Origin of the sequence: Microbacterium sp. Au-Mic1, from assembly GCF_021341785.1 — a bacterium.
GTDB lineage: Bacteria > Actinomycetota > Actinomycetes > Actinomycetales > Microbacteriaceae > Microbacterium.
In genome coordinates, this window is record NZ_JAJTTF010000009.1 from 149,924 (window position 1) to 162,044 (window position 12,121).

The window sequence follows — 12,121 nt, forward strand, 5'->3', positions numbered from 1 at the left end:
GTCCCGAATCACCGAGCCTGTCCCCTATCGCCGACGGATCCGCCCGATACCTCGGTGGTACGGGACATCGTCGGCGGAACGGGACGCGCGAGGAGGCGAGCTCATGACCGGCACGATCGACGATCCCTACGACGTGCTCATCGTGGGAGGGGGCCCGGCCGGGCTCTCGGCCGCGCTGAACCTCGCGCGCTCTCTCGCGCGCGTGCTCGTGGTCGACGCGGATCGGCCGCGCAACGCCGCGACCCTCATCTCGCACGGCTTCCTCACCCGCGACGGCATCCCCCCGCACGAGCTGCGGCGGATCGCGCGGGAAGAGCTCGCCGCCTACCCGAACGTCACGATCCGCACCCGCGAGCGGGTGTTCCAGATCGAGGCCGACGGATCCGGCTTCGTCGCCGGGATCGGCCGTCGCACACCCGAGACGCAGGTCGCCGCTCATCGCGTGCTCCTCGCCACCGGGCTGCGCGAGACGCTGCCCGAGGTGCCGAACCTGCGCGGCTTCTACGGCGTGAGCCTGTTCAGCTGCGCGGCCTGCGACGCCTGGGAACTGCAGGACCGCCCGCTCGCCCTCATCGGCGAGACGACTGATCTCGCCGCCCGCGCCCGGCTCATCGCACGGTGGACGAAGCGGCTCACGGTCTTCACGAACGACGCCGACACCGTCGACACGGCGGAGGAGGCCGAGCTCGCGGCCGCCGGTATCGCAGTCGAGCGCAGCCCGATCACCGAGCTGCACGGCGAGCGCGGGGCGCTTACCGGCATCCGACTCGTCGACGGATCCGTGCACGCGGTCGAGGGCGGCTTCGTGCGCCCGGAGTGGGAGACCGACCTCTCGTTCCTGCCCGCGCTCTCACCCGACCTCGACGCGCACGGTCACCTCGCGGCCGACCGTGCGGGCCGCACCAGCGTGCCAGGGCTGTACGCCGCGGGCGACGTCGCCTCCCCCGGTCCGCAGCAGCTCGTCGTCGCCGCCGGCGCCGGGGCGCGGGTGGCCGCCGTGATGATCCACGACTCGATCGGCGTCGCGACGGCGCACTGACGCACCCGGGGTCGGAGCAGGCGCTCGTCGCGCCGTGCGCGTTCGGGAGGAGTTCCCTCGACCGGGAGGACGGATCTGGGGATCCACTCCTCCCGAGCGCGAGATCTCCTCCCGAACGCGCTGGTCGGCAGTGCGACCCCGGCCCCGCTCAGCCGGCAGCACTACGTCGGGGATCCGGTCAGCCGCGCCGTACCGCCTCGAGCAGCGCGACGAGCGGATGCGGGATCCGGTCCGCCGGCAGGGCTGCGACGACGTCGGCCGCGAAGCGGGTCTTTCGACCGCTCGCGGTGCCGGCGAAGCGATGCAGCTGCGCCTCGATCGAGCGGACCCTCTGCGCGGGCTGCCCCTGGAAGACGCGGAACAGGGCGAGCTCTCCCCGTGCGGCGAGCGTCTCCAGCACCCGCTCAGGGCCGGCCGCGCGGATCACCTCGTCCTCGAGATCCCGCTCGCAGCCGAAGAACCCCAGCCGAGCGATGACGGCAGGATCCGTCTCGCCGTCGGCCAGCAGCCCTCCAGCCACGAGCGCGCCGAGCACGTAGCGCAGCTCGGCGGCGTCGTAGAGCCCGAGCACCGGAACGGCCGGGTCCCGTCGCTCCAGCCAGGACCGCAGGTTCGTGATGCCGCCGAGAGAGACGACGTCCGCGCGGAGGTCGTCCCCGCGGACGCGCGCGGCGGCGAGCAGCGCGAGGCGGTCGCTCTCGCCCTCCACGACCACGACAGACGGCTCCATCCCCCGACGCTACCGGGCGGGGGACGGCCATGGCGGCGCGGATCGCGCATCGGCGCGCCGCTACCTCTCGTTCACCCCCACCCACGAGACTTCCTGCATGAGCAACGGCGATCATCCCGAACCCCAGGCGACCGCGAACAGCGGAGCCGTGGCGGTGGTGGGCCTGGACCTGCGCGGGGACGAGCCGGCGCCGAAGAAGCAGATCTACTCCTGGGCCCTCTGGGACTGGGCGACGCAGCCGTTCCACTCGGTGATCCTGACCTTCATCTTCACAGCGCTGTACCTGACGTCCGACGCGTTCCTGCCGGCCGACCTCGCCTCGCTCGCGGACAAGGATCCGGCCAAGGTCTCGGGGATCGCCGAGCTCACGAGCGGCCTCGGGCTCGGCGGCACCGTCGCCGGCTTCGCCATCCTGCTGCTTGCGCCCGTGCTCGGCCAGCGCGCCGACGCGGCAGGCCGGCAGAAGCTGTGGCTCGGGATCGGCACCGGCGCCCTGATCCTGTGCATGCTCGGGCTCTGGTTCGTCACGCCGACGCCCGCGCTGTTCTGGCTGGGGGTCGCCCTGATCTCCGCCGGCGTCGTGTTCAGCGAGATCGCCTCGGTGAACTCGAACGCGATGCTCATCTCGATCGCGAGTCCGAAGACGGTCGGACGGATCTCGGGTCTCGGCTGGGGCTTCGGCTATCTGGGCGGCATCGTGGCGCTCGTGCTGGTGATCGTGTTCTACATGGCGGACTGGTTCGGTCTCTCCGCGGACGGCGGACTGCCGTTCCGCATCATCGCCATCGGCTGCGCGGTGTGGGCGATCGGGTTCTCGATCCCCATCTTCCTGAACGTGCCGGAGCCGTCGCTGGGCCGGGCCGATCGGAAGGTGGGCTTCTTCGCCTCCTACGTCCTGCTCGTGAAGGACGTCATCGGCCTGTATCGGAACCCCAGCACTCGCACCACGTTCTGGTTCCTCGTCGCGAGCGCCGTGTTCCGCGACGGCCTGGGCGCCGTCTTCACGTTCGGCGCCGTCATCGCCAGCACGGTCTTCGGCTTCAAGTTCATCGAGCTCGTGATCTTCGGCGTCGCGGCGAACCTCATCGCCGGGGTGTCTACGATCCTCGCCGGGCGTCTCGACGACCGCTGGGGCCCGAAACGACTGATCATCATCTCGCTCGCCTGCATGTGCGTCGCGGGCACGGCGGTGTTCGCCCTGGTCGACACCGGGCGGATCGCCTACTGGATCGGCGGTCTGATCCTGTGCGCCTTCGTCGGACCGGCGCAGTCCGCGGGTCGGTCGTTCCTGGCCCGGGTCACGCCCGCCGGCCGCGAAGGAGAGGTCTTCGGGCTCTACGCGACGACCGGCCGCGCGGCGAGCTGGATCGCCCAGGGCGCCTGGACGCTGCTCATCATCCTGACGGGCAATACGAAGTTCGGGATCCTCGGGATCGTCGCGGTCCTGCTCGCGGGGCTCCTGCTGCTCCTGCCGGTCAAGGAGGCGCGGCGGAGCGTCCACCTGTCGCACTAGCCCCGGTTCCGCGGCGCTGCGCCCGCGCCCCGGGTCGCCCGGCGGCTACGCCTCGAACGCGGTCAGGAGTTCGGGCGCCGCGCCCGCCGCGCGCAGCCGGTCGCGCATCGCCCGGGCGGCGAGCTCGTACGGACGCTCGTCCTGCAGGAGCAGCGAGCGCGAGTTCGCCTCCTCGTTCAGCGCCACGAGCTCGAACGCCAGCAGCTCCGGGTCGGTCACGGCGGCGAGCTCCTCCCCCGCCATCGCGTACCGCAGTTGCGCCTCGATGTAGCCGTACCAGTCCACGAGAGCCGTGCGCACGGCATCGCGCACGGGACCGGGCTTGGAATCGACGTCGGCCGCGGTCGCTGCGAAGAAGCAGCCGCCGGTGAAGACACGGTCGCGGGAGTAGTCCAGCGCGTAGCGGAGCAGGGCGGACAGCCGCCGCACGCCGCGAGGCTCGGTGCGCGCCCGCTCGACGATGTGCGCCGCGAAGACGTCTCGCGCGGCGGCGATGGTCGCGAGCTGCAGACCCTCCTTGCTCTGGAACAGTGTCGCGATGCTGCTCTTGCCCCGACCGGACGCCGTCGCCAGCCTCCCGATCGTGAGCCCGTCCAGGCCGTCCACCGACGCGATGTCGGTCGCGCTCTCGAGCACGGTGCGTCGCGAGGCGTCTCCGCGCAGGCGACGACCGTCGGGAGCCGCACCCCGCGATGGCTCGGCGGCGGTGTGGACGGCGATCTCGGACATGACTCTAGTGTACGAACGATCGTTCGCTTATTCTACGTATGACCGTTCGTATTCTTTGTTCGAAAGGGGAACCGATGCCCGCCTCCGCCCGCCTGATCCTGGGCGGCATCCGCACCGCCGGAGCCGTCTCGCCGAACCTCGCCGGCCGGCTCGCGCTGCGCCTGTTCTTCACGACGACACCGCGCATGGCCGTGAGTGACGCAGACCTCGCCACGCACCAGGCCGCACAGCGCGAACGGATCCCGATCCGCGGATCCGAGATCGTCACCTACCACTGGGGCCGTGGCGAGCGCGCCGTCCTGCTGCTGCACGGGTGGCAGGGACGCGCGTCGCAGTTCGCGCCGCTCGTTCGAGAGCTCGTCGCCGAGGGATTCAGGGTCGTCTCCTTCGACGCGCCCGGCCACGGGGATTCACCGGGCCGCCGCACAGACCTGCGCGACTGGGTCGCCGCCGCGGAGCAGCTGCAACGCAGCGACGGTCCGTTCCATGCACTCGTCGGCCACTCCTTCGGCGGCCTCGCCGCGCTGACCGCGGCACGCACCTCTGTGCCGTCTCGCCGCGTCGCGGTCATCGCCGCCGCCTCCGCTCCGGCCGCATACCTCGCGGAGTTCTCCCGCACGCTCGGCCTCGACCCCGCCGCCGCAGCGAGCTTCGAGCAGAGGTTCAACGCCCGCTTCGGTCTGGATCGGGAAGGCATCGCCGCAGCCTACGACGCGGTCCGGGATCCGCTGCCCTCCGACACCGAACTGCTCGTGGTGCACGATCGCAGAGATCGCCGAATGCCCGACGCAGACGCCGTGCGCCTGCACGCCGCGCACGCCGGACGCGCGCACCTGCTGCGCACCGAGGGCCTGGGTCACAACCGCGTGCTGCGGGCCGACCCGGTGCTGGACACCATCGTCGCCTTCGCCGGCGCCGGGGTCTCGAGCCTCGATTCGATGCGCTCCCGCGAGACCGACATCGGATCCGTCGGGCACGACGTCGACGCCGCCGTCACCCGGATCGACAGCCCGGCCGAGGGCCGCGCGGCCGTCGCGCCCTGAACGAGGCCGGGGGTCAGCGCCAGTTGGCGGCGATCTTGGCCAGCAGGCGGGCGAACTCGGCCTGCTCCTCCGCCGTCAGCGCCGACATCGCGCCGCGCAGAGCCTCGCGCCGGTCTCCGCGCACCCCGCGACCCATGCGCCGCCCCTCATCGGTGAGCACGATGCGGGTGCGGCGCGCATCGTCGGGATCCGCCTCTCGGCGCAGCCAGCCCCGCTCGACGCCCTGCTGCACGAGACGCGAGGCACGCGGCTGATCCACGCCGATCGCCTCGCCGAGTGCGCTCACGCTGAGCGGCCCCGAGGCCAGCGCCTCGAGCATGCGCAGCCGAGCGGGCGCCTCGCCGCGCCCGCCGCCCCACGGCCCCGCACCACGACCGTGCGGTTCCCCGTGCGGGCCGCCGTGACCGCCGCGCTCCCCCCGCGGGCCGCCGTGACCGTGGAACCCGTCGCCACCGTGTCCGAAGTCCCCCTCGAGCATCCCGTGCCGATGCTCGCGCGGCGGACGCGGGCCACGGCCGCGCAGCAGACCGAGCGCCGCGACGATCGCGTCGAGGGGATCCGGGTTCTCGGTGTCATGAGGCATCCTCCGATTTTACATGTGACTTGACATGGATCCCTATTGCATGTCACACTGCATATACATGGCAGATGACATGGATCCGGAGAGTCCGGAGAGGCAGCCCCGCCGCGAACGGCGCCGAGCGGCCCGTCATCGCCCCCAGACCCGAAGGATTTCGCATGAACAGCACAGAGAACACTTCAGAGAACACGTCCCCCGACCAGAGCCGCCCGTTCGGCTTCTGGATCACCGCCGTCGACCGCCTGCTGGCGGCCGAGTTCGCCACCGCCTTCGAGGATGAGGGGATCACCCGCCGCGACTGGCGGATCCTCAACGTCATCGACGGCACCGTTGCCGCGAGCCACGAGCTCGCGGACGGGAAGGTCCGCCGCCTGGCCGCCCTCGGCTGGATCGAGCGCACGGCCGACGGCTGGGCACTCACCGCGGACGGCGCCGCCGGCAAGGCGCGTCTGGCCACCGCCGTCGAGGAGATCCGAGCGCAGGTCGCCGGCGCCCTCGACCCCGAGGAGTTCGCCGCCTTGGCGGCCTCCCTCGAGAAGCTCGCCCGCGGCCTCGGCTACGAGGAGGGCAGGCGCCTCCCCCGCCGTCGTGCCGGTGAGCGCCACCGGGCCGGGCACGGGCGGGGCCACCGCGGATACCACCGCGGACACGGCGAGCACCACCACGCGACCGGATCCGGTCGCGGCGAGCGCCCGGGCTTCGGCCGCTTCGATCAGCACCTCGGCTTCGGCCACGAGTGGCTGGAACGAGAGCACCTCCGTCAGGAGCACCTCCGTCACGAGCACCGCTGCGGCGGCCGCCCCGATGGAGAGCACTCGCGCGGCGGGCACCGTCATGGCGAGCACTCGCGCGGCAGGGGTCCGCACGGCGGATTCCGCCCGCACACACCGGAGCAGATCCACATCCACCTGCACGACGGCCGTCACGACGGCTGACCTGCACCCCTTCCGGCCCCTGCCCGCACTCGCGGACAGGGGCCGGATCCGTCTCTCCGCCCGCCTCGGAATAGAGCCCGAGCGGACGGGGTTTCCCTTTCACATGACCCTTCTCGCCCCGGACAGGACGCCGACCGGCGGCTCGGTGCGGGGTGCGGTCACGCCTACCGGCGGCGCGGTCGAAGCACTTCTCTCGGCCGTCGACGTGCGGCCGAGGCGGCAGGTGCGGATCGCACCGGATCCGGCGGAGACCATCGCGCTCGACCGAGATGCGCTGTCGATCGTGTACGTCATCGACGGCGCCGTGCACACCCGCTGCGGCGACAAGCCGATGTCCCTCGCCCGGGGCGACGCGATGTTGACTCCTGGACGGGTGCCGATGTCGGTGAAGACGGATCCGGGCACCCGGCTCCTCGTCTCCACTCTCACCCTGGTGCCGCACGCGGCGCACATCGCGAACGCGCTGCCCGACGTGGCGCTGGTGCGCGACTTCGCCCACCATGAGCCGGCCGCGGCCGCACTGGCCGCCCAGGTCGGACTCGACCTCACGGCCCTGCCCGTCGACGCCGCGGCCCTCGAAGCCGCCGGCCGCGACGGCGACGCCGTGATCTGCCGCATGATGGCGAACACCGTGCTCGCGTCCGTGATCCGCGCCTGGGCCGCGCACGGCTGCGCCCCCGCGGGCTGGCCGGCGCGCACGAGCGACCCCTTCCTCGAGAAGGTGATCGAGGCGATCCACGCCGCACCCGGCAACGATTGGAGCGTCGAGGGCCTCGCCAGCGTCGGAGCCATGTCCCGGACCGTGTTCGCGGAGCGCTTCCGCGCCGCTTTCGGCACCTCGCCCGCGAGCTACGTGACCGAGGTGCGCATCCGCGCCGCGCAGGATCGGCTCGTGCTGGGCTGCCTCGTCAGCGAGATCTCCCGCGACCTCGGCTACAGCTCGGACGAGGGCTTCAGCCGCGCCTTCCGCCGCCGCACCGGGCAGACCCCGACGGCGTGGCGCGAGGCCCGCACCGCCTGACGCCAGCAGGAGACCGTAGCCGCTATTCCTCCCGGAGGGCCCGGATCATGCCCCGGAGGCTCCGGAACGCGTCGAGGCGCTCACTCTCACTCATGCCGCCCGTCATGCGGAGCTCGACGGAGCGGACTGCCGCGCTGGCCTCCTCGAGATGCGCCTGACCCAGCGCGGTGAGCCTGGTCGGCAGCGCCTTGCCTACGGGCGGCTGAGCCGTGCGCGTCACGATCCCGTCGCGTTCGAGCGACTGAAGCAACACGTTCATCGTCTGGCGCGTCACGAACGCTCCGCGTGCGAGCTCCGAGTTCGACAGGCCGGGGCGCTGAGCGAGCAGTTCCAGACAGGAGTAGTGGGTGATGGTCATGCCGAGCGGGCGCAGCACCTCTTCCATGGCGGCACGCAGCGCGCTCGCCGCTTCTTTCAGCAGGTAACCGAGCGACGTCTCCAGATCGATGCCGTCTTGACGCATGTCAGAAGTCTGACATACGATCTCATGTCAGATAACTGACACAGAGATTCAAGGAGACACCATGCCTGCCATCGGCCCCGACTTCCTCTCACTCCAGGTCCGCGACCTCGATGCATCCCAGGCGTTCTACGAGCACTACCTCGGCCTGGTGCGGTCGACCGCCGGCCCGGCCCATGCGGTCGTCTTCGAGACGACGCCCGTCCCGTTCGCGCTGCGCGACCTGGTCGAGGGAACCGACCTGGACGCCGCGGCCTCACCCGGGCTCGGCGTCGCGATGTGGTTCCGCGCCACCGGGGTCCAGGCGATCCACGATGCTCTCGCCGCCGACGGTCATCGCATCGTCATCGCGCCGTTCGACGGACCGTTCGGGCGGACATTCGCCTTCGCCGATCCGGACGGCTACACGATCACGCTGCACGATCGCGCCTGACGACGGCGACTGTTGCCCGGGAAACCGGACTCAGCACGAAACACCATCACGGGCGTGGTTTCTCGTGCTGGATCCGGTTCCCGCGGCGCTGTCACGGCGCGAGAACGTCCGCTCAGCGATCCGCGCGAGCGCTGATCCTGCTCGAGAACCCGAACAGCAGCGCCCCGACGACCAGCACGGCCGCGCCGATCACGTAGACCTGGGCGATCCCGATGCCGTCCACCAGCAGGCCGCCGACGCCCGCGGCGGTCATGATCGCCGCCTGGAACCCCATGACCACCAGGCTTCCGCCCGCCTCGAGCCGGTCAGGCATGCGGTGCCCGATCCAGGTGTTCACGATCAGGAGCCACGAGGCGAAGAAGAAGCCCCACACGAACGCGACCACGCCGATCGCCCAGAGGGATCCGACCATCGCGTTCATCAGCAGCACGACACCGGCGATCACCAGCGGCGTGATCACCGCGAGCGTGCGGTAGCTGCGGTCGACGATGACGCCGATCGCGATGTTGCCGATGAAACCGCCGATGCCGAACAGCGCGAGCAGCAGGATGATCGTGCCCTCGGTGATCGCGGCGCCGCCCTCGTGCACGCGCTCGAGCGCGACCCGGATGTAGGTGTAGGCGAGGAAGTGCCCGAGCACGACCAGCACATGGCCGACCACGCCCAGGCCGATGCCCCGCCGACGGAACGTCTCGACCAGGGTGGACAGTCGCGCGGCCCCCTCGGCGGGCACGCTCGGCAGCAGGATCCGCAGCAGCACGGCGAGGACGGCGCTGGCCACGGCCGCGATCCCGAACACGCCGCGCCAGTCGAGCACCTGGCTGAGCAGCACGCCCGCCGGCACACCCGCCACGGTCGCGAGGGAGACCCCGGCCGAGTTGAACATCATCGCCCGGCCCAGACGCTCGGGCCCGGCGATCCGGGCCGCGACCGTGACCGACATCGACCAGAAGCCGCTCAGCGCGGCGCCCAGCAGCACGCGTGCGACGAGCAGCAGGGGCAGGTTCGGGGCGATCGCGACGATCAGGTTGGAGACGGCCGCGCCGATCGCCATCCACACCAGCAGCGAGCGGCGGTCCAGGCGCGGCAGCATGAGGCCGATGGTCGGCGCCACGATGAGTCCCGCGAGCGCTGTCACGGTGACCATCTGCCCGGCCTGGCCCGGGGTGACACCGATCTCCGCCGCGATGTCGGTGAGCAGACCACCGGGGAGGAACTCCGCGGTGACGAGCAGGAACGCGGTCGCCATCATGGCGAGCAGGGCGCCGTAGTTCAGCCGGCGCGGGGCTGCGGCCTCGACCGTGGGGACAGGGGCGGTGGTGGTCATGTTTCCAGACTGTCGCAGGAGGGGGATCCGCGCCCGACCGTGCGTCCGCCCGATCCGACCGATCGTCCGGATCGGATCCGTGCGCACCCGGTCTGGCGGAGATCAGAGCGGCGGGAGCACCGCCGTCAGCGCGGCGGCGACCGGGAACGGCCACGCCGCGTTCGCGATGAGCACGGCGATCAGCACGACCGCACCGACCAGCAGCACCACGAGGATCAGGAACACCAGCGCCACCAGGCCGGGGTAGCCGCCTCTGCCCGCCTCGGGGGCCGACGGCGGAGGTCCTGGCCGCTCCGGCGGGAGCGCGGGAAGCGGGAGTCCGGTCGGCGGCACCGGATCGGCGTCGTGGGCGGAGACAACACCCGCGGGCGTCGGGTCGGCACGCGGGGGCTTGGCGTCGCGGCGGGAATCCCAGGTCTGCCTCACGGCGGCCGCCGGCGCCGACGGGTGCCCCGTCGCCTGCGCGGTGTCGGGTGCGGCGCCCGTGCCCGACCGGGCCTCGGAGGCCGGCTCGCCGAACAGCGCGGGGTCGGGATCCGCCAGGATCGCGGCGAGGCCCGGAGTCTCCTCCGCGGGCGCTGCCGCCTCAGGGCTGGCGAGCAGTCGCGCGAGCTCGGCGTCGTCCCGGGCGGGCGCGATCTCGGGGTCGGCGAGGATCCGCGCCAGCCCATCGCTCTCCACGGGCACAGGTGCCGGATCGGCATCACCAGGAAGCGGTGCCGGCTGCGGGAGCGACGTCGGATCGTCGGCACGCCCGGGCCCGGGCGCATCGGGGACGGGCTGCTCCGGGACGACGGACGAGGTCGGCGCGACCGACGGAGTGGGCGGCGCGGGCGCGGCGGACGGCTCGTCCCGGGTCGGATCCGTCTCGTCCGCGGTCATGTCAGCCTCCGGTGGATCCCGCGTCGGTGACTCCGACGTCGGTGCGATGGAAGTTCTGGAAGGAGCGGGACGCGGTCGGACCGCGCTGCCCCTGGTAGCGGTTGCCGTAGGGGCCGGATCCGTAGGGGTTCTCGGCCGGGGAGGACAGCTGGAAGAAGCACAACTGGCCGATCTTCATGCCCGGCCAGAGCTTGATCGGCAGGGTCGCCACGTTCGCGAGCTCGAGCGTGACATGCCCCGTGAAGCCGGGGTCGATGAAGCCGGCCGTCGAGTGCGTGATGAGCCCGAGGCGGCCCAGCGACGACTTGCCCTCGAGGCGCGCGGCCACGTCGTCCGAGAGCGAGACCTGCTCGAACGTGGCGCCGAGGGCGAACTCGCCGGGGTGCAGCACGAACGGCTCGTCAGGCTCGACCTCGATCAGCCTGGTCAGCTCGGGCTGGTCCTCGCCCGGGTCGATGAAGGGGTACTTGTGGTTGTCGAACAGCCGGAAGTACCGGTCCAGCCGCACATCGATGCTCGACGGCTGGATCATCGACGGTTCGAGCGGATCCAGTCCGATCCGCCCCGCGTCGAGCCCCGCTCTGATGTCCCTGTCGCTCAGCAGCACGGTTTCAGCGTAGTCGGTGCGGTCACTGCGGATCGGTCAGGCCGTTGCGGAAGGCGAACACGACCGCGAGGACGCGATCCCGCATGCCGAGCTTCTGCAGCACTCGGCCGACGTGGGTCTTGACCGTCGACTCGCTGAGCCACAGCCTCTCCGCGATCTCGGCGTTGGACAGCCCCTGCACGAGCGCGTCGAAGACCTCGCGCTCCCGGTCGGTGAGCACCTGCAGCCGGGCGGCGGCGGCGCGACGGTCGTCCTCCTTCGCTCGACGCCCCGGCTCCTCCGCGGCGCGGGTGAGCGCGCCGAAGCGCCGCAGCAGCTCCGATGTGACCCGCGGGGCGAGCACGGCGTCGCCGGCGGCGACAGCGCGGATCGCGGCGACGATGTCGTCGGCGTCCGAGTCCTTGAGCAGGAAGCCGCTGGCCCCGGCGTCGATCGCGCCGAACGCATAGGCATCGAGGTCGAAGGTCGTGAGCACGAGCACGCGGATCCCGCTGCCCGACGACACGAGTTCCCTGGTCGCCTCCAGGCCGTCCATGCGCGGCATCTGCACGTCCATGAGCACGACGTCGGGCCGGTGCACGGTCGCGAGCGCGACCGCCTCGATCCCGTCCTGCGCCTCCCCGACCACGTCGATGTCCGGCTGAGCGCCCAGCACCATCGCGAGACCGGCGCGGATCAGGGCCTGATCATCGGCGATGAGCACCCGCACCGCGGTCATGACCCGCTCCTCGGCAGCGCCAGGCGCACGGCCCAGCCCCGCGACCCCGCCGGTCCGGCATCGAGCGCGCCGCCGTAGAGGGCGGCGCGCTCGCGCATGCCGAG

Annotated in this window: 14 protein-coding genes; 6 read left to right on the forward strand and 8 right to left on the reverse strand. The window is 71.9% G+C overall.

Features of this window, described 5'->3' with window-relative positions:
* Positions 1–103 precede the first annotated feature (103 nt).
* Positions 104–1,039 carry an NAD(P)/FAD-dependent oxidoreductase gene (locus LXM50_RS13625; protein ID WP_233311886.1) on the forward strand — a complete coding sequence of 312 codons (936 nt, stop codon included), beginning with the start codon at positions 104–106 and terminating at the stop codon, positions 1,037–1,039.
* Between the two features lie 178 nt (positions 1,040–1,217).
* On the opposite strand, the gene LXM50_RS13630 is transcribed toward LXM50_RS13625, so the two are convergent.
* Positions 1,218–1,769 (reverse strand): ATP-dependent endonuclease, encoded by a 552-nt coding sequence (locus tag LXM50_RS13630; protein WP_233311887.1) that lies wholly within the window; start codon positions 1,767–1,769, stop codon positions 1,218–1,220.
* A gap of 97 nt (positions 1,770–1,866) precedes the next feature.
* On the opposite strand from LXM50_RS13630, the gene LXM50_RS13635 reads away from it, so the two are divergent.
* Positions 1,867–3,282 (forward strand): MFS transporter, encoded by a 1,416-nt coding sequence (locus LXM50_RS13635; RefSeq protein ID WP_233311889.1) that lies wholly within the window; start codon positions 1,867–1,869, stop codon positions 3,280–3,282.
* A 45-nt stretch (positions 3,283–3,327) separates the two neighbouring features.
* Here the strand turns inward: LXM50_RS13635 and LXM50_RS13640 are convergent, their stop codons facing one another.
* Entirely contained in the window at positions 3,328–4,011 is a 684-nt protein-coding gene (locus LXM50_RS13640; protein WP_233311890.1) for a TetR/AcrR family transcriptional regulator, read from the reverse strand.
* A gap of 74 nt (positions 4,012–4,085) precedes the next feature.
* On the opposite strand from LXM50_RS13640, the gene LXM50_RS13645 reads away from it, so the two are divergent.
* Positions 4,086–5,054 (forward strand): alpha/beta hydrolase, encoded by a 969-nt coding sequence (locus LXM50_RS13645; protein WP_233311892.1) that lies wholly within the window; start codon positions 4,086–4,088, stop codon positions 5,052–5,054.
* 13 nt (positions 5,055–5,067) lie between these two features.
* On the opposite strand, the gene LXM50_RS13650 is transcribed toward LXM50_RS13645, so the two are convergent.
* A complete protein-coding gene (locus tag LXM50_RS13650; RefSeq protein ID WP_233311894.1) occupies positions 5,068–5,637 on the reverse strand; it encodes a MarR family winged helix-turn-helix transcriptional regulator in 570 nt (189 codons plus the stop codon).
* A gap of 155 nt (positions 5,638–5,792) precedes the next feature.
* Between LXM50_RS13650 and LXM50_RS13655 the strand changes: the two genes are divergently transcribed.
* Positions 5,793–6,569 carry a MarR family winged helix-turn-helix transcriptional regulator gene (locus LXM50_RS13655; protein ID WP_233311895.1) on the forward strand — a complete coding sequence of 259 codons (777 nt, stop codon included), beginning with the start codon at positions 5,793–5,795 and terminating at the stop codon, positions 6,567–6,569.
* Positions 6,570–6,672: 103 nt separating this feature from the next.
* Entirely contained in the window at positions 6,673–7,590 is a 918-nt protein-coding gene (locus LXM50_RS13660; protein ID WP_233311896.1) for a helix-turn-helix transcriptional regulator, read from the forward strand.
* A gap of 22 nt (positions 7,591–7,612) precedes the next feature.
* On the opposite strand, the gene LXM50_RS13665 is transcribed toward LXM50_RS13660, so the two are convergent.
* Positions 7,613–8,053, reverse strand: coding sequence for a MarR family winged helix-turn-helix transcriptional regulator (locus tag LXM50_RS13665; protein WP_233311897.1), 441 nt, complete (start codon positions 8,051–8,053; stop codon positions 7,613–7,615).
* 61 nt (positions 8,054–8,114) lie between these two features.
* Between LXM50_RS13665 and LXM50_RS13670 the strand changes: the two genes are divergently transcribed.
* Positions 8,115–8,483 (forward strand): VOC family protein, encoded by a 369-nt coding sequence (locus tag LXM50_RS13670; protein WP_233311898.1) that lies wholly within the window; start codon positions 8,115–8,117, stop codon positions 8,481–8,483.
* Between the two features lie 112 nt (positions 8,484–8,595).
* Here the strand turns inward: LXM50_RS13670 and LXM50_RS13675 are convergent, their stop codons facing one another.
* The 4 genes from LXM50_RS13675 to LXM50_RS13690 form a co-directional block, all read right to left on the reverse strand.
* On the reverse strand, positions 8,596–9,810 hold the full coding sequence (locus LXM50_RS13675) for an MFS transporter (protein ID WP_233311900.1): 1,215 nt from the start codon (positions 9,808–9,810) through the stop codon (positions 8,596–8,598).
* 102 nt (positions 9,811–9,912) lie between these two features.
* Entirely contained in the window at positions 9,913–10,692 is a 780-nt protein-coding gene (locus tag LXM50_RS13680; RefSeq protein WP_233311901.1) for a hypothetical protein, read from the reverse strand.
* Position 10,693: 1 nt separating this feature from the next.
* On the reverse strand, positions 10,694–11,299 hold the full coding sequence (gene dcd, locus LXM50_RS13685) for a dCTP deaminase (protein ID WP_233311902.1): 606 nt from the start codon (positions 11,297–11,299) through the stop codon (positions 10,694–10,696).
* A 22-nt stretch (positions 11,300–11,321) separates the two neighbouring features.
* Positions 11,322–12,017, reverse strand: coding sequence for a response regulator transcription factor (locus LXM50_RS13690; protein ID WP_233311903.1), 696 nt, complete (start codon positions 12,015–12,017; stop codon positions 11,322–11,324).
* Positions 12,018–12,121: the final 104 nt, after the last annotated feature.